Source organism: Campylobacter sp. RM12640 (assembly GCF_020137595.1).
In the GTDB taxonomy this organism is placed as follows: Bacteria; Campylobacterota; Campylobacteria; order Campylobacterales; family Campylobacteraceae; genus Campylobacter_E.
Genome location: NZ_JACGAU010000026.1, coordinates 1 through 22,261 on the forward strand (window position 1 = coordinate 1; position 22,261 = coordinate 22,261).

24 protein-coding genes and 1 pseudogene are annotated in these 22,261 nt (G+C 27.6%); 17 read left to right on the forward strand and 8 right to left on the reverse strand.

Annotated features, from left to right (window positions below):
* Both hemW and AVBRAN12640_RS08525 read right to left on the reverse strand, forming a co-directional pair.
* Positions 1-933, reverse strand: a 933-nt coding sequence (gene hemW, locus AVBRAN12640_RS08520; protein ID WP_336608750.1) for a radical SAM family heme chaperone HemW, incomplete at its 3' end; no start/stop codon positions are given.
* 1 nt (position 934) lies between these two features.
* Positions 935-1,516, reverse strand: coding sequence for a hypothetical protein (locus tag AVBRAN12640_RS08525; RefSeq protein ID WP_214117754.1), 582 nt, complete (start codon positions 1,514-1,516; stop codon positions 935-937).
* A 122-nt stretch (positions 1,517-1,638) separates the two neighbouring features.
* Between AVBRAN12640_RS08525 and AVBRAN12640_RS08530 the strand changes: the two genes are divergently transcribed.
* The 17 genes from AVBRAN12640_RS08530 (at position 1,639) to AVBRAN12640_RS08610 (ending at position 17,177) form a co-directional block, all read left to right on the forward strand.
* Entirely contained in the window at positions 1,639-2,106 is a 468-nt protein-coding gene (locus AVBRAN12640_RS08530; RefSeq protein WP_214117753.1) for an RNA pyrophosphohydrolase, read from the forward strand.
* A complete protein-coding gene (locus AVBRAN12640_RS08535; protein ID WP_214149877.1) occupies positions 2,100-3,302 on the forward strand; it encodes an aspartate kinase in 1,203 nt (400 codons plus the stop codon). The genes AVBRAN12640_RS08530 and AVBRAN12640_RS08535 overlap by 7 nt, the downstream gene beginning before the upstream one ends.
* Positions 3,302-3,829, forward strand: a complete 528-nt coding sequence (locus tag AVBRAN12640_RS08540) for a HobA family DNA replication regulator (protein WP_214117751.1) — start codon at positions 3,302-3,304, stop codon at positions 3,827-3,829. Before AVBRAN12640_RS08535 ends, AVBRAN12640_RS08540 begins: the two co-directional genes overlap by 1 nt.
* Entirely contained in the window at positions 3,826-4,404 is a 579-nt protein-coding gene (locus AVBRAN12640_RS08545) for a DNA polymerase III subunit delta' (protein WP_214117750.1), read from the forward strand. Before AVBRAN12640_RS08540 ends, AVBRAN12640_RS08545 begins: the two co-directional genes overlap by 4 nt.
* Positions 4,391-5,500, forward strand: coding sequence for a dihydropteroate synthase (gene folP / locus AVBRAN12640_RS08550; protein ID WP_336608749.1), 1,110 nt, complete (start codon positions 4,391-4,393; stop codon positions 5,498-5,500). Before AVBRAN12640_RS08545 ends, folP begins: the two co-directional genes overlap by 14 nt.
* The gene (gene ligA, locus AVBRAN12640_RS08555) at positions 5,497-7,428 is read left to right on the forward strand and encodes an NAD-dependent DNA ligase LigA (protein WP_336608748.1); all 1,932 of its coding nucleotides are present in this window, start codon (positions 5,497-5,499) and stop codon (positions 7,426-7,428) included. Before folP ends, ligA begins: the two co-directional genes overlap by 4 nt.
* Positions 7,425-8,120 carry a 23S rRNA (cytidine-2'-O)-methyltransferase TlyA gene (gene tlyA / locus AVBRAN12640_RS08560; RefSeq protein ID WP_336608747.1) on the forward strand — a complete coding sequence of 232 codons (696 nt, stop codon included), beginning with the start codon at positions 7,425-7,427 and terminating at the stop codon, positions 8,118-8,120. Before ligA ends, tlyA begins: the two co-directional genes overlap by 4 nt.
* On the forward strand, positions 8,092-8,961 hold the full coding sequence (locus AVBRAN12640_RS08565) for a bifunctional riboflavin kinase/FAD synthetase (protein WP_336612990.1): 870 nt from the start codon (positions 8,092-8,094) through the stop codon (positions 8,959-8,961). The genes tlyA and AVBRAN12640_RS08565 overlap by 29 nt, the downstream gene beginning before the upstream one ends.
* Positions 8,951-9,661: a carboxy-S-adenosyl-L-methionine synthase CmoA gene (gene cmoA / locus AVBRAN12640_RS08570; protein ID WP_214117745.1), complete on the forward strand. Its 711-nt coding sequence runs from the start codon at positions 8,951-8,953 to the stop codon at positions 9,659-9,661. The genes AVBRAN12640_RS08565 and cmoA overlap by 11 nt, the downstream gene beginning before the upstream one ends.
* A gap of 276 nt (positions 9,662-9,937) precedes the next feature.
* Entirely contained in the window at positions 9,938-10,888 is a 951-nt protein-coding gene (locus AVBRAN12640_RS08575; RefSeq protein WP_214117744.1) for a methionine ABC transporter ATP-binding protein, read from the forward strand.
* Positions 10,885-11,625: a methionine ABC transporter permease gene (locus tag AVBRAN12640_RS08580; RefSeq protein WP_214117743.1), complete on the forward strand. Its 741-nt coding sequence runs from the start codon at positions 10,885-10,887 to the stop codon at positions 11,623-11,625. Before AVBRAN12640_RS08575 ends, AVBRAN12640_RS08580 begins: the two co-directional genes overlap by 4 nt.
* A gap of 9 nt (positions 11,626-11,634) precedes the next feature.
* On the forward strand, positions 11,635-12,405 hold the full coding sequence (locus tag AVBRAN12640_RS08585; RefSeq protein WP_214117742.1) for a MetQ/NlpA family ABC transporter substrate-binding protein: 771 nt from the start codon (positions 11,635-11,637) through the stop codon (positions 12,403-12,405).
* A gap of 9 nt (positions 12,406-12,414) precedes the next feature.
* Positions 12,415-13,176, forward strand: a complete 762-nt coding sequence (locus tag AVBRAN12640_RS08590) for a MetQ/NlpA family ABC transporter substrate-binding protein (RefSeq protein ID WP_214117741.1) — start codon at positions 12,415-12,417, stop codon at positions 13,174-13,176.
* Between the two features lie 62 nt (positions 13,177-13,238).
* Positions 13,239-14,330 (forward strand): ABC transporter substrate-binding protein, encoded by a 1,092-nt coding sequence (locus tag AVBRAN12640_RS08595; protein WP_336607224.1) that lies wholly within the window; start codon positions 13,239-13,241, stop codon positions 14,328-14,330.
* Complete coding sequence (locus AVBRAN12640_RS08600; protein ID WP_336607225.1) at positions 14,317-15,363, forward strand: FecCD family ABC transporter permease; 1,047 nt, start codon at positions 14,317-14,319, stop codon at positions 15,361-15,363. Before AVBRAN12640_RS08595 ends, AVBRAN12640_RS08600 begins: the two co-directional genes overlap by 14 nt.
* On the forward strand, positions 15,356-16,150 hold the full coding sequence (locus AVBRAN12640_RS08605) for an ABC transporter ATP-binding protein (protein ID WP_214117738.1): 795 nt from the start codon (positions 15,356-15,358) through the stop codon (positions 16,148-16,150). The genes AVBRAN12640_RS08600 and AVBRAN12640_RS08605 overlap by 8 nt, the downstream gene beginning before the upstream one ends.
* On the forward strand, positions 16,119-17,177 hold the full coding sequence (locus AVBRAN12640_RS08610; protein WP_214117737.1) for a GGDEF domain-containing protein: 1,059 nt from the start codon (positions 16,119-16,121) through the stop codon (positions 17,175-17,177). The genes AVBRAN12640_RS08605 and AVBRAN12640_RS08610 overlap by 32 nt, the downstream gene beginning before the upstream one ends.
* Before the next feature lie 313 nt (positions 17,178-17,490).
* On the opposite strand, the gene AVBRAN12640_RS08615 is transcribed toward AVBRAN12640_RS08610, so the two are convergent.
* The 6 genes and pseudogenes from AVBRAN12640_RS08615 to AVBRAN12640_RS08640 form a co-directional block, all read right to left on the reverse strand.
* A complete protein-coding gene (locus AVBRAN12640_RS08615) occupies positions 17,491-18,591 on the reverse strand; it encodes a M50 family metallopeptidase (RefSeq protein WP_336608746.1) in 1,101 nt (366 codons plus the stop codon).
* Positions 18,588-19,127, reverse strand: coding sequence for a CDP-diacylglycerol--glycerol-3-phosphate 3-phosphatidyltransferase (pgsA, locus tag AVBRAN12640_RS08620; RefSeq protein ID WP_214117756.1), 540 nt, complete (start codon positions 19,125-19,127; stop codon positions 18,588-18,590). The genes AVBRAN12640_RS08615 and pgsA overlap by 4 nt, the downstream gene beginning before the upstream one ends.
* A complete protein-coding gene (locus AVBRAN12640_RS08625; protein ID WP_214117735.1) occupies positions 19,127-19,909 on the reverse strand; it encodes an enoyl-ACP reductase in 783 nt (260 codons plus the stop codon). Before AVBRAN12640_RS08625 ends, pgsA begins: the two co-directional genes overlap by 1 nt.
* A complete protein-coding gene (gene dapA / locus AVBRAN12640_RS08630) occupies positions 19,909-20,802 on the reverse strand; it encodes a 4-hydroxy-tetrahydrodipicolinate synthase (RefSeq protein WP_214117734.1) in 894 nt (297 codons plus the stop codon). Before dapA ends, AVBRAN12640_RS08625 begins: the two co-directional genes overlap by 1 nt.
* On the reverse strand, positions 20,799-22,028 hold the full coding sequence (locus AVBRAN12640_RS08635; RefSeq protein ID WP_214119929.1) for a M16 family metallopeptidase: 1,230 nt from the start codon (positions 22,026-22,028) through the stop codon (positions 20,799-20,801). The genes dapA and AVBRAN12640_RS08635 overlap by 4 nt, the downstream gene beginning before the upstream one ends.
* A gap of 10 nt (positions 22,029-22,038) precedes the next feature.
* Positions 22,039-22,261: pseudogene (locus AVBRAN12640_RS08640) on the reverse strand (ABC transporter ATP-binding protein); the annotation flags it as partial.

Below are 22,261 nucleotides of genomic sequence, written 5' to 3' on the forward strand. Positions count from 1 at the left end.
CTTTTTATCTTTAATAAGATTAATATCTATTCCTACATTTGATCTAAGTCCTAGAAAAATGCTTTCTAGTCTAATGTCATTTGGGCTTAAGCTTTCTTTAATTCTAAAATATGGATTTGCTATATATTCATTTAGGTTTGAACTTGCTGTATAGCGAATATTATCGCTAGTGCCAACGCTTGAAAGTCCAATGCCTAAGTAATTTTCTTTACTCCAATAAGCTTTATTATGAGAGCATTCATATTCGCTAGAACTTGCAAAATTACTTATTTCATAAGCTTTTAACCCGATTTTTTGCAAATTTTCATAAAAATAGCAATTTAACTCATCATCTTTTTGAATGTATTCGGTTTTATTTTGAAAAGGGGTATTATCTTCTAAAATTAAAGTATAAGCACTAAGATGATTTAATTCTAGGCTTTTTATGACTTTTAATTCATCATTTAGCATATTTAAATTATCTAAATAAGTGCCATAAATTATATCTATACTAAAAGATATTTTTTCATTTTTTAATAGTTTGATTTTTTCTATAGCTTGTTTGCTTGAGTGGGCTCTATTTAAGAATTTTAATTTCTCATCATTAAAGCTTTGCACCCCAATGCTTATGCGATTTAATCCATAATTACGCATAGCATTAAGCCAATTTAAGCTTAAAGAATTTGGATTTGCTTCAGCACTGATTTCTGTATCATTATTAATATAAGGCTTTAATAATTTAAAAATATTTTCATAGTATTTTGCGTCTATAAAGCTTGGAGTTCCACCCCCAAAATATATGCTTTTTATATCTTTAGAAAATGGTAAAAACCTTGCTAAATCTAATTCTAAGGCTTTAAAATATTCATTTATTTTTTGCTGATTTGTAAAACTAGCAAAAGAACAATAAGAGCATTTGCTAGCACAAAATGGAATATGAATATAAATTCTCATTTTATGCTTTGAAATTTAATAAATTTTCGCCTAGTTTAGCGATTTGTTCATCTATCATTTTGATAGCATTATCAAGAGTTTTATTAGCTAAACTCATATAATCATCACCGAAATTAAATCTTTTTAATGCTTCATTAAAGCCACTTAATAATCCATCTTTACCTAATCTTAGTTTATTTGCATCATTATTTGCATTTTTTATGATTTGCTCTGCCATTCTTTTTGCAGTATTTTTTGAACCAAATTCTGCATTATCTAATAATAAATTTTTAGCACTATTGCTATCTAAATTATCATTAACTAAATCTTTAAAATTATTTAAAAATTCTTTGATATTACCCCTATTATTTGCAATTTCGTTTAAATTACCTTGAATGCTAATTTCTGTGATACTAATCTCAAAACTCATTGCAAAAAAACTATCATTTTCGCCTTTTGCTGTGAGTTTGTCTAATTCTTCATTGCTAAGATTTACGCCGTAGTTTTTTAAGCTATCTTTAATGTTTTTTTGTGCTTCATCTTTACTACTAAAAGAAGCTGCTGCTTGATAAGATAAAGTTATATTTCTAGCACTTATTTGCATTTTTTCTCCTTGAAAATCATAAGCTTCATATCGGCAAAAAATAATTATTTCTTTAGTAAAAATGTTGCTTTTAATTAAATTTTTCTTGATAGTATCGTGTGAAATTAATTTTAGGTTATTTGATGAAAAAAAGATTTAGAAAAAATGTAGCAGCTATTGTTTTGTCTCAAGAATACCCATTAAATTGTAAAATTTTAGTGGCTTTAAGACTTGATATTGATGTTTGGCAATTCCCGCAAGGTGGGATTGATGATGGAGAAAGTCCAAAAGAAGCATTGATAAGAGAGCTTGAAGAAGAATTAGGCACAAAAGAATTTGAAATCATTGCTGAATATCCTGAATGGTTAAGCTATGAATTTCCTAACGAAGCTGTTAAGAAAAAATATAATTTTGATGGGCAAACTCAAAGGTATTTTTTAGTTAAAGTAAGAGATAATAACTTGATTAATTTAAATACCAATGAACCTGAGTTTAAAGAGCATCTTTTTGTGGATTATAAGGATATAAACCCTTATATTAATCATTTTAAAAGACCACTTTATACCAAAGTTTTAAAGTATTTTCAAAAAGAAGGATTTATAGGATGTTAGTTGTTCAAAAATACGGAGGCACAAGCGTTGGCAACCTTGAACGCATAGAAAATGTTGCAAATAGGGTTATTAAGTCTAAAAAGACTTATAAAGATATAGTTGTGGTAGTTTCTGCAATGAGCGGTAGAACAAATCAATTAATTGATAATGCTAATTTTTATTCAGAAAGTCCAAATAAAAAAGAATTAGATATGTTGCTTTCTTGTGGTGAGAGAGAAACTGCTGCTTTACTTGCTATTGCACTTATGTCAAAAGGATATGATGCGATTTCTTTAAGTGGTAAAGAAGCTGGGCTTTTAACTACAGATGATTATACAAACGCAAAAATCATTGATATTGATGCAACTAGAATTAAAAAAGAACTTTCAAGTGGAAAAATAGTTGTAATAGCTGGTTTTCAAGGGTATGCAGCAAATGGAAATACTACTACACTTGGTCGTGGGGGAAGTGATTTGAGTGCTGTTGCTTTTGCAGGGGCTTTAAATGCTGATTTGTGTGAGATTTACACAGATGTTGATGGGGTTTATACTACTGATCCAAGAATTGAGCCAAAGGCTAAAAAACTTGATAAAATTTCTTATGAAGAAATGTTAGAACTTGCTAGTTTAGGTGCTAAAGTTTTACAAAATAGAAGCGTTGAATTAGCAAAAAAATTAAATGTAAAATTAGTTACTAGAAGTAGCTTTAATGAAAATAATGGAACAATTATAACAAGCGAGGAAAAAATGGAACAAGCATTAGTTAGTGGAATAGCATTAGATAAAAATCAAGCAAGAATAGTTTTAAGAAGAATTGAAGATAAGCCAGGAATTGCTGCTAGTATTTTTACAACTTTAGCAAAAAAAGACATTAATGTTGATATGATTATTCAAAATGTAGGTCATGATGGAACTACTAATTTAGGTTTTACCGTGCCACAAAATGAATTAAAAAATGCAAGTGAAGCTATGAGAGAGCTTTTAGGTAGTGATGTAGTAATAGAAAGCGATAGCGATATAGTTAAGGTTTCAGTAGTTGGAGTTGGTATGAAAACTCATTCAGGTGTTGCTAGTGCTGCATTTGAAGCATTGGCAAATGAAGGCATTAATATACAAATGATTTCAACAAGTGAGATTAAAATTTCTATGATTGTTAGCTCAAAATATGCTGAATTAGCAGTTAGAACACTACATAAAGTTTATAAGCTGGAAGATTAATGCAGGATTTTTTAAGTTTTGTAAAAGACTTTATCCAAAAAAAAGGTATGCTTTATAGTTGGCTAGATAGCGAAAGGTTTAAGATAAGCCCTTTGCTATCTTCTAGGCTTAGCTATTTACTAGATGGGAAAAATTTTATAGTAATTTGCGATGATGAAAGAGCTTGGTTTGAAGAGTATTTTTTAAGTCTTGTAAATGCAAAAAGTGCTAGACCATTGTTGCCATTTTTTAGCTTAAAAGGTTTTAAACTTGATAATTATGATAAGAATGAAGATTTGCTTGATGATGTTTTAAGTCTAGCATATCCTAATGGTTATATTTATATTTATTTTGGTAAGGATAGTTCAAAAATGGCAAAACTTGCTAAAAATAAAAAAGATAGCTTAATGTTTATATTAGATGAAGAATATGATAATTCTTTTTGTCTTAAGTCAAGTGATGAACATTTAGATATTAAACTAATAACTATTGCTCAATTAATTAACGCTTGTTTAGACGCTATTATTTTTGCAAAGGTTAAGATTTGAGAAGTGAGATAATAATCACTCAAAGCCCTGATGATTTTATAAATGATTTAAGGCAAAAAACTAAAATCTGCAAGGTTTTTAGTGGTGATGAGTTTTTATTAGATGATGCAAAAGCGATTATGCAAAATGCTTATTTGATTGAAGAATATGACAAATATTTCGTATTATCATATAAAGAATATAGCATACAAGCTCAAAATTATATGCTAAAACTACTAGAAGAGCCACCTGCTAATGTGTATTTTAAGATTTTAGTTAGTTCAAAAAACCTTTTATTAGCAACTATTAAATCAAGATTAATTTCAAGAAAATTAGAAAATTATAAAAATAATTATGAGATTAAATTAAATCTTAAAAATATGTCGTATTTAGATATTGTAAATTACGATGTTGATAAAGCGAGTTTGAGTGAATTTATAAGTGCATTAGCTAAAGAATGCTACAAACAAGGCATAAATATTAGTAGTGATTTATTAGAAGAATTTTATAAATGCTATGAATTATCAAAGCTTAATTCAAATTCTAAAATTATAATTTCAAGGTTATTATTAGGAATAATGCGTGAGAGAAGCTAGTTTTTATTTACTAGATGAAAACTCGGCTAAAGATATTAATTCAAGTGAGTTTGCACTAGATAGATTTTTAAAAAGAAGTAATCATCAAATAATTTATATAAAAAATATAAGCACAACCGCTGCAAATATTTTAAAACAAGACGCAATTAGCGTAGGTGCAATTGTTTTAAATCACAAAAATACAATTTTAGGTGGAGAATATAAATATGATAGCATTTTGCTAGTTGATAGCATTAATGCAAAGGATTTAGCTAATAAGCTTAAATTGCAGCAGTTTTCTTGCATAAGACTTAGTAAATTTTTAAACGAATTAAAAGTAAGCAAAAAATATCCAAAAATTATGGGTATTATGAATATTAATGATGATAGTTTTTATGAAAGTTCTAGGATTAGCGAGAAGGAATTTTTAGCTAAGGCTTATGAGTTTATTGAAAATGGTGCAAGTATTATTGATATCGGTGCTATGAGCTCAAGACCTAATTCTACTTATTTAGGAGCGAAATTAGAGCTTGATAGATTAAAGCCTATTTTTAATTTAATAAAAGAACATAAATTATGCGATAAGATAGATTTTAGCTTGGATAGTTTTGATGAGATTTGTTTAACAAATGCTCTTGATATTGGCTTTAAATATATAAATGATATTAGTGCTAATACTAAGCTATCAAAACTAGCTTTAAAATACGACGCTACTTATATTTTAATGCACTCACAAAATAATTATTTTGATAATTATATAAATAATACTGGTTTAAGCAGCTCAAATTCTGATTCTAAATTCTTTATTTTAGATAGTGTTTATGAGTTCTTTTTAAATAAATTAAGCGAAATAGAAAGTAAAGTAATAATTGATGTTGGAATAGGTTTTGGCAAAAGTGAGTATGAGAATTTAGTTTTAGTAAAATATTTAAATCATTTCAAGACCTTAAATAAACCTATTTTATTAGCAGCTTCAAACAAAAGATTTTTAGGTGAGCATAAAGAAGCTTTAAGTTTAATCACTCACGCTAATTCAAATGCTGATTATATTAGAGTTCATGATGTAATAGGGCAAAATGCAATGATAAATTATCTTAAAAAAATGGAAAGTATATGAAAGAGTATTTAGAAAATATTAAATTAGCAAATAAATGGGCAAAGGCTTATTATTTAGGAGAAAATCCACTTGCAAGTGATGCTGAATACGACGCACTTATGAAAAAAATAAAAGATTATGAGAGTTTAAATCCAAATGATATAAGCCCTGATTCTCCAACGCAAAAAGTATTGCCAATCAATCTAAAAGATGTAAATGATGGCTTTAATAAATTAGCTCATCTTAGCAGAATGTATTCTATGGAAGATGTTTTTAATGAAGATGAATTACACGCTTGGATAAAAAGAGCAAAGGCAGAAGATGAAGAATTTTTCATTGAGCCAAAATTTGATGGAGCTAGTTTAAACTTAATTTATGAAAATGGTAAATTAATTCACGCAATTACTCGTGGAGATGGTAGTGTAGGAGATGATATTACTCTAAATGCTATGCAAATTACTTCAATTCCTAAGAGTATTGCTTATAAAGAATTGATTGAAATTAGGGGCGAAATTGTTATTTTAAAAGATGATTTTTTGAAGTTAAATGAAATAAAATTAGCAAATAATGAAAGCTTATTTTCAAATCCAAGAAATGCTGCAAGTGGTTCATTAAGACTTAAAGAACCAAGCGAAGTTGCAAAGAGAAATTTACAATTTTATCCGCACGGAATAGGGCAAAACTCACTAAGTTTTACAAAGCATAGTGAAGCAATGGAATTTATTAGAAGTTTAGGTTTTTTAAAAGATGATTTTTGCAAGGTTGTTAGGGCTAATAAATTGCAAATTGAATATGAGAATTTACAAAATGATAGATTAAATAAAAAAATGATGTTAGATGGTTTTGTTTTAAGGATAAATGATTTAAGCAAATGCACTGAATTTACAAGCAAATTTCCAAAATTTATGGCTGCTTACAAATTTGAACCTTTAGAGCAAATTACAAAATTAATTGATGTGAGTTATCAAGTAGGAAGAACGGGAGTAATAACCCCTGTTGGAACACTTGAGCCTACTAATATTGATGGAGCTATAGTTAAATCAGTAACTTTACATAATTACGATGAGATAACTAGGCTTGATTTGATGATTAATGATAGCGTTAGCATAATTAGAAGTGGAGATGTTATACCAAAATTAACTCGTGTTTATAAAGAACGAAGAGATGGCACACAAATTAAAATTCCAAAGCCAATAATTTGCCCATCTTGTAATGAAACTTTATTAGATGATGGAGCTTTAATTAAATGTATAAATCTTAATTGCAAGGCAAAAATGCTAAATCAATTAATATATTTTGCAAGTAAAAAATGCCTAAATATAGATGGTTTAGGGGATAAAATTATTGAATTGTTATTTAAACTTGAAAAAATCAGCACATTTGAGTGTATTTATGAGCTAAAATACGAAGATTTTCAAGGTCTTGAGGGTTTTGCTGATAAAAAGATAACTAATATTTTAACTTCTATTGAAAAATCAAAAGATTGTGAATTAGCAAGTTTTATAAATGCTTTAGGATGTGAGCATATTGGAGAAGTAGCTGCTAGTAAGGTTGCTAGTGAATTTGGATTTGATTGGTATTTAAAAGATGAAAATGATTATTTGAAATTAGATGGATTTGGAGAGCAAATGGCTAAATCTATTGCTAATTTTTGCGTGATTAATAAAGAGCTAATTATTAGATTTTATGAGATTTTAAGGCTAAAAAATACAAATATAAAATCTAGTGATAAATTTGCAAATACGACTTTTGTAATAACTGGCACACTTAGTAATCCAAGAGAATATTATGAAAATATAATCAAAGAAAACGGCGGAAAAACTAGCTCAAGTGTTAGCAAAAAAACTTCTTATTTATTGTGTGGAGATGATGCAGGAAGTAAGCTTACTAAAGCTAAAGAATTAGGCATTAAGATACTTAATGAAGATGAGTTTAAGGCACTTTTATGAGAGCTGATTTATTCGTAGCAAATAAATTAAATATAAGCCGAAATAAAGCTCAAGAATTATTAGAAAATGAAAAAGTATTAATCAATAATGAAGTAAAAAAGGCAAGTGATAAGATACTGCAAGATTATGAATGTAAATTATTAGATGAAGTTTATGTTAGTAGGGCTGCTTATAAATTAAAAGGATTTTTAGAAGAATTTGAATTAGGAATTAGCGGGATTAATTGCTTAGATGTTGGCTCTAGTACGGGTGGATTTACTCAAATACTACTTGAAAATAATGCTTTAAGTGTTACTTGTGTAGATGTTGGAGATAAACAATTGCATAATAGTTTAAGAACAAATCCAAAGGTAAAAGTATTTGAAAATACAGATATTAGAGATTTTAAATCAGCTCCGTTTGAAATAGTTGTGTGCGATTTAAGTTTTATATCAGCTAGATTAATAATAAATGATTTAATAAGACTAAGTAGCAAGTATTTAATCATTTTATTTAAACCACAATTTGAAGTAGGAATTAATGTAAAGCGTTCTAAAAATGGTGTGGTAAAAGATGAAAAAGCCGTGCTTAAATCTTGCGAAGAATTTGAAAAAGAAGTAATAAGATTAGGTTTGATTTTACTTAAAAAATCAAAATCAAAACTTAGCGGAAAAGATGGAAATTATGAATATTTTTACGCTTTTTCAAAATGAAATAATAAAAGCAAAAAAATGTGATTTAGAAAATATTACAAGTTTAGCAATAGGGTGTTTTGATGCTTTACATTTAGGGCATTTTGAACTGATAAAAAGGCTTGATGATAATGGGGCTTTATTAATAATATATAAAAAAACAAGAGAATTAGTTCCGATAATTTATAAGCAAGAATTATTAAATTGCAAAATATTTTTTGTAAATCTTGATGAGATAAAAGATGAAAATGCGTATAATTTTACACAAAATATTATGTATAATTTTACACAACTTAAATATTTTGTAGCAGGATATGATTTTCATTTTGGTAAAAATAGACAAGCTCACGCAAAAGAATTGCAAGAATTTTCTGGGCTACGATGTATTATCGTAGATGAATTTAAAATAGATAATATAAGCGTTCATTCAAGTTTGATTAAAGAATGTTTATTGAATGCTGATTTAGAAAGTGTGAATAAATTTTTAGGTAGAAATTATTTCATTCAAGGAAGACAAATCAAAGGTCAAGGTTTAGGAGCTAAATTTTTTGTCCCTACTATTAATGTAGATTATGATAATTATTTTTTACCAAAAGAAGGGGTTTATTTTACTAAGGTTTATTTAGATAATGAGTGTTATTTTGCAGCTACTTTTTTAGGCAAACGCTCAACTGATTTAAATACGGCTTTAGAAGTGCATATTTTAAATAGTTCAAATTCTTATTTTAAATTCCACAAAATTAAAATAGAGTTTTTAGAATTTTTTAGAGAGAATAAAAAATTTGATAATTTTGATAGTTTAAAAGAACAAATCAACTTAGACATAAAAGCTCTAAGTTTAAAGGCTAAAGATGAAAGATGAAGTTTTTAACGAAGAATTAATAAAACAATTTGAATTTGATGAAAAAGTGGTGCGTGTGTTTGATGATATGGTTACTCGTAGTGTGCCGTATTATTTGCAAAATCAAGAATTAATTTTTAAAATTCTAAGTCAGATTTTGCCAAAAAATGCAAAGGTTTTAGATTTAGGTTGCTCAACTGCAAATACACTTTTAGCACTTTCAAAAAGAGATGATTTAGAGCTTTTTGGACTTGATAATTCAGAGCAAATGCTAAATAGGGCTAGAATTAAGGCTAGTGATTTAGGTGTTAAAATTAATTTGATTAATAAAAATATAGAAGATATTTTAAGTCTTAATGATAGTTTTGATGCGATAATTTGTTCTTATACCTTGCATTTTATTAGACCACTTTTAAGAGAAGATTTATTACAAAAAATATATAAGTTATTAAATAAGAATGGGATTTTTATTTTATGCGAAAAAGTGCTTTATGAAAATAAAATTTTACAAAAAAATATAATTGATATTTACGAAAATTATAAGGAATTGCAAGGGTATTCAAGATATGAAATAGCTCAAAAAAGAGCTGCTTTAGAAAATGTTTTAATACCTTTTACTTATGATGAAAATATAAAAATTTTAAGCAACGCTAATTTTAAGCAAATTGATTGCTTTTTTAGGTGGGCAAATTTTTGCTCTTTTATAGCTTTTAAGCTTTAAATGTTACGAAATGTAACAAATAATATAAAATTATTTTAAAAATATCTTGACATCAAAAATATTTTTTGCTTTAATCAACAAATATTTTTAAACAAAGGATTTTAAATGATGATGCAGATGCGCTAGCGTCTGGCTTTTAAAGACTTTCTTTTTTAGCTAGACGCAAATTAATTATATTAAAGCAAGCAAGCTAAAAAAGAAAGATAAAATATTTTTGCAACTTACAAAACTCTCAAAAATTTTTATTTTTCTTTAAATTAAATTTTAAGGAAAGTTATGATTGAAATTAAAAATCTTAAAAAGTATTACGGAAATACTTGCGTAATAAACGATGTAAGTCTTGATATTAAAAAGGGCGAGATTTATGCGATTGTCGGACAAAGTGGAGCTGGTAAAAGCACACTTTTAAGATGTATAAATGCACTTGAAAGCTATCAAGCAGGTTCATTAAAAGTATTTAATCAAGAAATTAAAGACCTTAAAGAAGAAGAGTTAAGAAAATTAAGAACCGAAGTTGGAATGATTTTTCAACATTTTGCTTTAATGGGTAGAAAGAGTGCTTATGAAAATATTGCAATGCCTTTACTTTTACATAAAAAAGATAATGTGGATAAAAGGGTTAAAGAATTGCTTGATTTGGTTGGATTAAGCGATAAGGCTAATTCATATCCTGCTAATCTTAGTGGTGGCCAAAAGCAAAGAATTGCAATAGCAAGAGCACTTGCACTAAATCCTAAGATTTTATTAAGCGATGAAGCAACTAGTGCACTTGATCCTGCTACTACTAATCAAATCTTAGATTTATTAAAACAAATAAACAAAGATTTAGGCATTAGCGTTGTATTAGTAACCCATGAAATGGACGCTGTTAAAAGAGTAGCTGATAAGGCTTGTTTATTAAGTGGTGGAGAAATCATAGGCAATGGAGAAATTAGCGAAATATTTTTAAAACCAAGTAAGAAGATGAGAGAATTCTTAGATGAGAGTGATTGTGTGCCAGAAAGTGGGCTTAATATAAGATTAATTTTCCCTAAAGAAGTAGCACTTGATGGAGTAATTTCTAAAATGGCAAGAGAGCTTAATATTGATTTTTCAATAGTTTGGGGAAAAATTGAAAAGCTAAATGATATTGCACTTGGTTCACTTATTATAAATATTAATCCAAGTGATAAACAAAGAGTGTGTGAATATATTAATAAAAGTGGCGTTTTATGGGAGGAAGTATGAATTATTTTGATAATTTTTTAAGTCATTTTGACAAGATTTTATATCCTGCATTAAAAGAGACTTTATATATGAGTATTAGTGCTACTATTATTGGTTTTGCACTAGGACTTGTGTTAGGAATATTTCTTTTTGTTAGTAAAAAGGGTGGTTTGTATGAGAATTTAGGCTTTTATAGAGTGCTTGATTTTGTTGTAAATATATTCCGTTCTTTTCCATTTTTAGTATTAATTATTGCTTTAATTCCTTTTACAAAGTTTTTAATAGGAAAAAGCATAGGAACAACAGCGGCTATTGTGCCACTTACAATTGGAATTGCTCCATTTATTGCAAAATTAGTGCAAAGTGCTTTAAATGAAGTAGATTACGGAATAATTGAAGCGGCTAAGAGTTATGGTGCTAGTAGAATACAAATTATTTTTAAGGTCGTATTGTATGAAGCATTACCTGCGTTAATTAATGCAGCAACGCTTACTTTAATAGTAGTCATTGGATATAGTGCAATGGCAGGAATTGTAGGAGGTGGGGGACTTGGCGATGTTGCTAATCGCTATGGTTATCAAAGATTTAAAACAGATATTATGGTAGAAACGGTTATCGTTTTGATTGTATTGGTTCAAATCGTTCAGATTTGGGGGGATTTAGTTGAAAAAGCTTTAAGAAAAGGTAAGGATAAATATCTTTATATTTCAATTTTAGCTTTAGTTATTTTATTTATTTATTCAGGAAATTTTATTTAAGGAGATATTATGAAAAGATTGTTTAGTTTAGCTGCTTGTTTGGCTTTAAGTGCAAATTTATTTGCTGATGTTATTAGTGTAGGTGCAACACCTGTTCCACATGCTGAAATTTTAGAAGAAGTTGCAAAAATTGTTAAAGAAAAAGGGCACGAGTTAAAAATCGTTGAGTTTAATGACTATGTATTGCCAAATCTAGCGGTTGATGATGGCGAAATAGATGCAAACTTTTTCCAACATAAACCATATTTAGATGAGTTTAATAAGCAAAAAGGAACAAAATTAACTCCAGTTGCACCAGTTCATCTTGAGCCAATGGGAGCATATTCTAAAAAGATTAAAGATATTAAAGATTTAGGAGATAAGGCTTTAATTTATATTCCAAATGACCCAACAAATGAAAGTAGAGCTTTAGATATACTTGAAGCTGCAGGGCTTATTGAACTTGATAAAAATGTAGAGCTAAAAACTCCACTAGATATCGTAAAAAACCCTAAAAATCTTGATATAAAAGAGTTAGAAGCTGCACAATTACCAAGAGTTTTAGATGAGTGCGATTTAGCTGTGATTAATTCAAATTACGCATTAGCAGCGAAGTTAAATCCTACAAAAGATGCGGTAATTATTGAGGGTAAAGATAGTCCATATACTAATGTTTTAGTAGTTAAGACTGATAATATTAATAGTGATAAGACAAAGGTTTTAGTTGATTCTATAAATGATGCAAGAATTAAAAAATTTATAGAAGAAAAATATAAGGGCGAAATAATCCCAAGTTTTTAAGGAGAAAATATGAAAAAATTAGCTTTAAGTTTAGCATTTTGTTTATACGCTAGTGCGGAGATTTTAAGAGTAGGGATTACCCCATATCCAAATGCTACTATTTTAGAAAATGTAAAAGATGATTTAAAAGAGCTTGGATATGAGTTAAAAGTTGTAGAATTTAATGATTATATTCTACCAAATCTTGCATTAAATGATGGGGAATTAGACGCTAATATGTATCAACATAAGCCTTTTTTAGAAGACTTTAACGAGAGTAAAGGCACTGATTTAGTAGCGGTTGCTAATGTGTTTTTACCTCCAATGGCAGCATATTCAAAAAAGGTAAAAGATATTAAAGAATTAAAAAATAATGCTTTAGTATATATCCCAAATGACCCAACAAATGAAAGTAGGGCTTTAGACATACTTGAAGCAGCTGGACTTATTAAGACAAATAAGGAAGTAAAATTTAGAAGCGTTATTGATATTACGGAAAATCCTTTAAATCTTGATATAAAAGAGTTAGAAGCTGCACAGGTTCCAAGAGTTTTAGATGAGTGTGATTTGGCTGTAATTAATACAAATTATGCATTAGCAGCGAAGTTAAATCCTACAAAGGATTCTATAATATTAGAAGATTTAAATAGCCCTTATGTAAATGTTATTGCTGTTAAAAAAGGCAATGAAAATAATGAAGGGGTAAAAGCTTTAATAAAGGTTATAAAAACAGAAAAAATTAAGAAGATACTTGAAGAGCAATTTAAAGGTGCTATAATCCCAGCATTTTAATGATTAGGAATTTGCTTTTGGCAAATTCCTTTTTTTATTTCTTTAAAATTTAAGGAGAAGTGTTGAGATTTATTCTACTATTTTTATTATCATTTAGCTTGTTTGCTAAGGAAATTACTTTCAAAGATGTAACAGGAAACGAAATTACTTTAAATACCCCAGTTAATAGAATAGCTTTAGGTTTTTACTATACAGATTTTTTAGCAGTTGGTGGAGAAAAATCATTTGATAAGGTTGTTGGTTTTTCAAAAGCAGTTTGGAGTGAATGGAGTCCAATTTCTTGGCAAATGTATTTAGATGTAATGCCTAATTTAGACAAAATTGCAGATTTTGGTGAAGCAGAATCAGGCACATTGTCAATTGAAAAAATATTAGAATTAGAACCTGATGTATTAGTTTTAGCTAAATGGCAATATGATACATTAAAAGATACTTTAAATCCAATTAAACTAGCAAATATCCCAATAATAGTAGTAGATTATCACGAAGGAAAATTACAAAACCACGAGATAAGCACTAAAATTTTTGGAATTTTAACCAACCAAGAAAAAAGAGCTGAAGAAATTATGAATGATTATAAAAGTCGTTTAGAATTAATTCAAACAAGAACTAAAGATATTAAAAATAAAGTAAAAGTTTATATAGAATACGGAATTAATGGCCCTAGTGATAATGGAGTTACATATTCACATTATATGTGGGGAAGTTTGATTGATAAAGCAAATGCTAAGAGTATTGCTGATGGGCTTATTAAGACTTGGGGAGCTATTAATCCTGAAGAAATCATAGTTCAAGACCCTGAAGTAATTATTATAGCAGGTCGTGAAAGTGAGCTTAAGAAAAATAAAACTTCAATGGTAATGGGTAATAATATTAGTTTTGATGAAGCAAATACTAGATTAAGAGGATTTTCTAATAGAACTACTTGGCAAGATTTAAACGCAGTAAAAAATCATAGAATTTATGGTGGTTATCATAGTATGCTAAGGACTTTGGGGGATATTTTTATGTTAGAATTTGTAGCAAAAGCTGCTTATCCTGAGTTATTTAGTGATATTAATCCAAGTGATGATTATATTAATTATCATAAGAAATATTTGCCGATTATTCCTGATGGAACTTTTATGATAAAGCTTGATGATGAGAAATTTTAGTAGAGAAATTCTTTTATACAAATCCACTATTTATAAGAGATTGGGATTTTTACTAATCTCTTTTTTATTAGCATTAGTATTTTTTATACTAGATATTTCTACAGGACCAGCTCAACTTGATTTAATTATTGTATGTAAAGCTTTATTATCTAAAGCACTTGATATAGATATACAAAAGAATTTCGTTAATATTGTTTATAATTTAAGATTACCTATGGCATTAATGGCACTTGTTGTTGGAGCTTCATTAGGACTTGGCGGAGCTTTAATGCAAACTATTTTAAATAATTCTTTAGCTAGTCCATATACTTTAGGTCTTAGTGCTGCAGCTGGCTTTGGAGCTTCATTAGTAATTGCATTTAATATAAGTTTTATAAGTTCTTTTATTAGCATTCCATTAGGAGCATTTTGTGCTAGTTTGTTAAGCTCTGCAATATTATTTATTTTTGCTAAAAATAACAAATATAACACTCAAAGTTTAGTTTTAGTTGGTATTGCTTTATTGTTTTTATTTCAATCTTTTTTATCTTTAGTGCAATTTTTATCAAGTCCTGAAGTATCTCAACAAATATTATTTTGGCTATTTGGAAGTTTGCAAAAAGCTAATTATACGAATATTTTAATAGTATTTTTGGTTACTTTATTTTGTTATTTAATTTTATTAAAAGACAATTGGGCTTTAAGTGTATTTAGGCTTGGGGAGAAAAATGCTAAAGTTTTAGGGGTTAATTTAGTATATTTAAGAATTAAAGTTTTATTATGTGTTTCTTTTGTTAGTTCTGTTGCTATTTCTTTTGTGGGCGTTATAGGTTTTATAGGTCTTGTTGCACCACATATTGCAAGGCTTATTATAGGAGAAGATCAAAGATTTTTCTTACCAGCTTCAATGATAATAGGAGCTTTATTTTTAAGTTTAGCTTCTAGTGTTTCAAAATTGATAATTCCTGGTAGTTTATTTCCAATAGGAATAGTAACTTCTTTTATTGGTGTTCCTTTTTTCTTTTTTATTATATTAAGGAATAAAAATGCTTAAAATTAATAATCTAAGTATTAAAAAAGGAAATAAGACTATTTTAAATAATATAAACCTAGAATTTAAATCAGGTAAAATTTATGCTATTTTAGGTGCTAATGGTGTAGGTAAAAGCACATTATTAGATGCTATTTTTCAACTTGATAAAAAACATAATATGACTTATCGTAATATTAATTCAGATAATATTAAAAAATGGCAAAGTAATATAGGTTATATGTTACAAAGTTTTCATACTCATACAAACCTTAGTGCTTTAGAAGTAGTTTTACTAGGTGCTTATAATGAATTAGGTTTAAAAATAAGCGATGAAATTTTAAATAAAGCAGTTAATGTTTTAAAGGAATTTAAGATTTCGCATCTTGCTAATATTAATATTAAAGATTTATCTGGCGGTCAAAGACAAATGATAGCTTTTGCTCAAGTTTTGCTTAAAAACCCAAGTATTTTATTACTTGATGAGCCTGTAAGTGCATTAGATATTAAACACCAATGTATTTTATTAGAAGCTTTAAAAAAGATTACAATTGAAAATGATTTAATAAGCATAGTTGTTTTACATGATTTAAATTTAGCGAGTTTATATTGTGATGAAGCAATTTTTTTACACAACAACAAGGTTTATAAAAATGGAAAGATTAACGATGTTATTACACTTGATTTAATACGAGAAATTTATGAAATCAAGGCAAATTTAAGTATAGTTGAAAACAAGAAATTTATTCAAATATTAGGTTCATTAAACAAGGAAAATTATGACAACTCAAATCAAGCAGTTAATATCTAGACTGATTAATTTTTATGATTATATTTATTTAATCATACTTTTGGCGACAATTTTACATGTGTCCTTTTTGTTTATATTTTATTATATGAAAATATATGAGCTATTTTATGTAAATATAGTCTCAACCTTAATTTATGTATTAATAATTACAAATTTTAGTAGCGATAAAATAAAAATTTATTATGCCGTTGTATATTTTGAAGTTTTAATCCATCAGCTAATCGCAATTTATTACTTAGGTAGTGCTAGTGGATTTGACTTGTTATTATGTTGTTTGATACTTGTGCAATTTTTATTTTTTAAGAAAAGCACCTGTTTTGTATCAACAATTTTAATTATTTTTTTAATTTATCTTAGTTATTTTCAAGCAGATTCTATTGTGCTACATAGTGATAAATTTTTTGAAATTAACGAATATAAAAATGCAAATATTGTTCTTTATCCAATCAATTTAGCGGTTTTATTGGTATTTTTAGTGGTTTATGGTGTATTGGTAACCGTTATTCCTAGTAAAAAAATTAACGATTTAGCTCAAATTGTATATAAAGATTTTTTAACAGGTTTATATAATAGAAAATATATGGAAGATGTTGTGTTATCAAAATATAACAAACAAAGAATTTTAATTGCGGTATGTGATATTGATAATTTTAAACATATAAATGATACTTATGGTCACCAAACCGGAGATATTGTGCTAAAAATGTTGGCTATAGTTTTAATCAATAAGTATAAAAAATATTCTGATTTTAATATTAATATTTGTAGATGGGGTGGGGAAGAATTTTTAATCATTGCAGATATTGATAATAAAAAAGATGCTGAAATATTTTTAAATGACATTAGAGAAGAAGTGTTTAAATTAAAGATAAGTGATTTGCAAGAAACAATAAGTATTACAATAGGTGGATATATAGCTAATTTTAATCAAAAAGATTATAAGCAACTATTTGAAATCGCTGATAAGAATTTGTATCTTGGCAAGAATACGGGTAAAAATAAATGCGTAGTGAGTGTTGAAGAATAATAAAATTATGTAAGTTTTGCCTAGTTTTATCTAGTGAGCTTTAATTATTAGAATTAAAAAACCAATAAAATATAATACTTTATTGGTTTTCAATAATTCTTGTTATATCATTAAATGCAGCAAATATCATTAAAGAAAATAATAAAAACACATTATTTACTTCTCTTTTAAAAATTAACTCATATAAAGAAAAACTACAAGCATAGGAAGTCTAGTTTAATTAAAAATATTGTAAGTAAATTAAAGAATTTAAAATAAGCAAAAATATATAGTGGTTTTAATTATTAGAATTAAAAAACCAATAAAATATACTTTATTGGTTTTCAATAATTCTTGTTATATCATTAAATGTAGCAAATATCATTAAAGAAAATAATAAAAACATTCCAATATAACTAAGTGTAATAAATACTTTTTGATTTACTTCCCTTTTAAAAACTAACTCATATAAATTAAAAACTATATGCCCGCCATCAAGCACAGGAATAGGTAAAAGGTTTAAAATCCCAAGATTAATTGATAGTAAAGCCGTGATTATTAGCAGTTTTGAAATTCCAAGTGTAGTAGCCATTGTAGTTGTGTCGGCTATGCTTATAATTCCACCTATATTTTTAGGGCTAACTTCAGCTAATATTAATTTTTTAAGACCTTCAAGGATTAAAAAAGCCCCATCTAAACTCTCTTTAAAAGCCCAAGCAAACACACTAAAATCTCTATGATATTCTATAAAAGTCTCATTTTTAGGCACAATTCCTAATAGTGGTTTTGTGATGATTTCTCCGAAAATATTTTGAGTTTTGCCTTCGTAAGTTTTAATATCAAGTTCTAAAATTTCATTATTTCTTAATACTTTTACATTAATACTACTATCATTTACGAGTGGTTTTATATCGTAAAAATTATTAATTTTAGTGCCATTGATTTCTAATATTTTATCATTTACTTTTAGTTTTATATCAGCATATTCGCTAAGCGCACCAATAGTCGGACTAAGCCTTTCAACCCCTATAAAACCTAAACTTATATAGATTAAAAATGCTAAAAGTAGGTTAAAAAATGGACCTGCAAAAAGAATTAAAATCTTTTTAAATGGGTGTAATACCGAATAGCTATCATAATCATAATTTTTAAGAGTAGGGTCGCTATCATCTTGACCTTTCATCTTGACATATCCACCTAAAAATATGCTTGATATTTGATAATCAGTGCCTTTATAATGCTTCACATAAATTGGCTTTCCAAACCCTATGCTAAATGTTAAAACTCTAACTTTAAAGTATTTTGCAGCTAAAAAATGCCCTAATTCATGAAAAAATATCAAAAAAGAAAGTATTAAAATAGTGCCTAAAAAACTAGCCCCATAATGCCAAAAGCAAAAAGCTAAAACAATAAAAGTGAGAATTATATTCTTCATTTTTTTGCCTTAGCATATTCTATTACATAAATAGCCCCAGAATAAATAGTAAAGAAAAAGCATAGGTAAAATAAAATATCTTTTCCCCACCAATCCATTAGTAAAAATCCAATTGCTAACATTTGAAATGTTGTTTTGATTTTACCACTCATATTTGCAGCGATTTTAAGCCCATCAGCTACTATCATAACTCTTAAACCAGTTATAAAAAACTCACGAACTAATATAAAATAAACTAGAATTTCATTAACTCTTCCCATCATCATAAGCCCTAAAAATGCTGCTAAGGTAAGCATTTTATCAGCCAAAGGGTCTAAAATCTCTCCTAAAATTGTTTTTTGATTCCAAGACCTTGCAATATATCCATCAAAAAAATCAGTTATAGAAGCAATAGTAAAAATAAGAGCTGCTAAATAATTTATCCAAGAAATATGTATATTGTGAGTATTAACCAACACATTTGAATGCGTTAATAATATAAATAAAATTGGTGCTAGGACTATCCTAGCACTAGCCAAAAGATTAGGTAAATTCATCACTTGAATGTTGTTCCACCATCTACAATGAATGTATGTCCTGTAACCCAACTAGCTTTATCAGTGCATAAGAACAAACATGCACCTGCTAAATCTTCAGGTTGTCCCATACGATTTAATGGGCTTAAATTCATTGTAGCTTGTTTTACTTCTTCATAATTAGTAAATGCTTTTAGAGCATCAGTATCAATTGGACCACCACTTACAACATTTACACGGATATTTTTCTCGCCTAATTCAGTTGCTGCATATCTAGCCATTGCTTCAACAGCAGCTTTTGCTGTTCCATGACCTGCGTAGTTTTCAATATGAACTAAATTCCCTGTGCTAGAAATTGAAATAATACTTCCGCCTCCAACTTTTTCCATTCTCTTAGCTGCTTCTTGAGCACCACAAACAAAAGCATTAACGGTAGCTGTAAAGATATTATTAATTCCGCGAGGTTTAAGTTTCATAAACTTAGTATATCCACCTACAACTGCACGACCTGTAATAATTGCATTTGAGATAAAGAAATCAACTCTATCAAAATCTTCATCAATTTTTAAAAATAAATCTTTATAAGTTTCAGGCTCAAGTATATCAAATGGATAGCATTTAGCTTTAACTTTGTAAGTTTTTTCAATATCAGCAACGATTTCTTGTGCGATTTGTTCGTTTGAATTATAAGTAAATGCAACATTACAACCTGCTTTTGCAAATTCATACACAATAGCCTTACCTATACCACGAGTTCCACCGCTTATTACTAATACTTTATCTTTAAAATTAATCTCTTGCATTAAAATCCTTTTATATCATAATTTTTCATAACTTCTTCTATTCTTTTTAGATTTTCTTTACTAGGAGCGCAAAGTGGCAAACGATATTCAAGACTAGGAAGTAATCCTGCTATAAACATTGCTGCTTTTATTGGAATTGGGTTGCTCTCACAAAATAAAATCTTATTTATATTATAAAGTTTATCGTTAATAGATTTTGCATTTTTATAGTTTTCTTTTAAAGCTTCGTGAGTTAAATTAGCAATTTCATTTGGTAAAAGATTTGAAGTAACGCTAATTACACCACTACCACCATTGCTTAAAATAGGATAATTTATACTATCTTCTCCACTTACAAGTCTTAGTTTTGGCTCGTTTGCTAATAAATCTACGCACTTATCTATATTTCCACTTGCTTCTTTTACTCCGTAAATATTAGGACAATTTCTAAAAAGTTCAATTATAGTTTGACTAGCTATTTCACAACCTGTTCTTCCTGGAACATTATAAAGCATAATAGGAATATCAATTGATTTAGCAATAGCTTCATAGTGTTTATATAATCCACTTTGCATAGGTTTATTATAATATGGAGTAATGCTTAAAATTCCATCAGCTCCACACTCTTGAGCAAATTTTGCTAAAGATATTGCTTCGTGAGTTGCATTTGAGCCTGCACCTGCTAAAACCTTAGTATTTGTTCCTTTACAAACACTTACTGCGATTTCTATACATCTTTTATGCTCTTCGTGAGTTAAAGTTGGGCTTTCTCCTGTGGTTCCAACAGGAACTACGGCATCAATTCCATTTGCTATTTGTCTTTTAACTAGCTTTTCATAACTAAGTTCATCAATTTTATCATTTTTAAATGGTGTTATTAAAGCTGTCATTGCACCTATTATTTCTTTTTTCATACTTTCTCCTTTAAAATTATTTGAGTTAAATTGTCATCTTTTAGATATTTTTTAAAAACTTGGTTTAAAATTTTATAATCTAATTCTTTTGAAGTTAGAGAATTTAAAAATACATTTACATCTCCAAAACATTCAAATTTACCAATTCCACTCGCTAAAGCACTTGGGTTGGATTTTACTTGATTTATGCTTAATTCTAATTGATTATAAATTGTTCTTGTATCAAATTTATTAAATTTTGTTTGATTAATTAATTTTTTTAGTTGCTTTATTGCTGATTTTGTATTTACTAAATCATTACAAACTCCAAAAATTATAAATAAATTTTCATTCTTAGAGCTTTGTGCGTAAAAGTCCAAATCAGCACATAGATTATACTCATTTATCATTTTATTTTTTATAATTGAGTTTTTATCAAGATTTAAAAATATTGAAATAGCCTTTAAATACTCAAAATCTTCGTGATTAAATGCAGGTATTTTATAAGCACAAGCAAAAATATTAGAATTTAGATTAGGAAAACTAAGTTCTATTTCTTTTAGACCTGTTCTATCTGGTTCATATACTTTATTTTGTGTGATTTTTTTTGCTGATTTTTTACTAAAAATCTCTTCGCACATACTAAAAATATCAATATTAGCTAAATCTCCGCTAATTACTATACAAGCATTATTTGGTGCATAGAATTTAGTATAAAATTCTTTTACAATTTTAGGTGTAAGATTTGCTATATCATCAGCAAATCCAATCGGCGTCCAATGATAACTAGTCTTTATAAAAGCGTAATTATAAATAGCATTATATAAATACCCAAAAGCATCATTTCCTACTCTTAATCTCTCTTCTTCAAGGACTACATCTCTTTCTTTATAAAACTCATCTTTATTAAACATTAACTCACTCATCATACTAGAATATAATTCTAAAACCCTTTTAATATGAATATTTGCGATATTTACATAGTATTGAGTGTAATCAAAACTAGTGCAAGCATTATTTACTCCACCTAATGCTTTTATTATCTCATCAAATTCTCCAGCCTTATGAGTTTTTGTGCTTTTAAAAGATAGGTGTTCTAGCAAATGTGCTATACCGCTTTTGCCTAATTCTTCATAACTTGAGCCTACTTTATAAAAGATATTTACACTAGCTACACCTGAATTATCATTTAGATTTACAGCATAAATTTTTAAGCCATTTTTTAATACTTTACTTTCTATATTCATTTTATCTCTTTTAACATTCTTCAAATTTTTCTTTTAATTTTTTATAAAATTCATTATTTTCTAAGCTTTTATCGTTTCCAAATCCCACCATTTTAGAATTATCTAAAATCAAAATATTATCAGCAATTGCAATAGAATTTAATCTATGTGCTATTAGAATAATTATCTTATCTTGCTTAATATTTACTAAGCTTTTTGATATTAAATTCTGACTTTCATTATCTAAAGCACTT